Genomic DNA, 815 nt, shown 5'->3' with positions numbered 1-815 from the left:
TCCTCCTCTTCCCCTCTCCCGCCTTTCCCACCCTTTTTCCCTTTCTTCTTTTCCTTCTTCTTTTCCCTCTCCCTCCCCTTCCTTAGCCTCTCCTCCTTCTATTTCTTCTCCTTCCCCTCTTCTTTCTTCTCCCTCTTCTCTCTCCCTTTCCCCTCTCTCTTTTCCTGCCCAGCCAGCATGCCGTTTATGTCCCGCTCCTCCCTTTGCGCTTCCCCTCCCCTTTTCTCTTCCTCTTTCTTCTTCTCCTCTCCTCTCTTTCCTCCCCTCCTTTCCTGCCTCTCCCTCCTTTCCTTTCTTCCTCCTCTTAGCAGTCTCTCCTTCTCCCTCTCCTTTTCTTCCTCTTCCTCTCCCCTCTTTCTCCCTCTCCTCCCTCTCCTCTCCCTTCCCCTTCTTTTCCTCCTCTCTTCCCCTTCTTCCCCCCTTCCTTCCTCCTTTTTTTTCCTCTCCTCCCCCTTCCTTTCTCCTTCCCTCTCTTCCCTCCTCTCTTTTCTCTCCTCCTCTCCCCTCCCTTTTTCTCCCTCCTTCTCTCCTCCCTTTTTCCCCCCCCCTCCCCCTCTTTCTCTTCCTTCTTCTTCTCTCTCTTTCTCCTTCTTTCCCTTCCTTTCCTCCCCTCCCCCTTCTTCCCCTCTCCTCCCCTCCCTCTCCTCCCCCCCTTCTCTCCTCTCCTCCTGGCGCTGTCAAGAAGTAGGTCTAAGGGTTTATAGGTCTCCCTTGCACACACTCCCTCCCTTCTCCCCTTCTTCTTTTCTCTTTTTCCTTCCCTCCTTCCCCTCCCCCTCCCTCCTTCTCTCCCGGTGCTGAATACCTCTTTCCCC

1 protein-coding gene is annotated in these 815 nt (G+C 54.6%); it reads right to left on the bottom strand.

Annotated features, from left to right (window positions below; translation table 11 throughout):
* Positions 1-681, bottom strand: a 681-nt coding sequence (locus E1963_RS23615; RefSeq protein ID WP_201272088.1) for a hypothetical protein, incomplete at its 3' end; no start/stop codon positions are given.
* Positions 682-815 lie beyond the last annotated feature (134 nt).

The organism is Extibacter muris (assembly GCF_004345005.1).
In the GTDB taxonomy this organism is placed as follows: Bacteria; Bacillota; Clostridia; order Lachnospirales; family Lachnospiraceae; genus Extibacter; species Extibacter muris.
The sequence above is the reverse complement of the archived record's forward strand: the minus strand, read 5'-3'. Positions and strand labels throughout refer to the sequence as shown.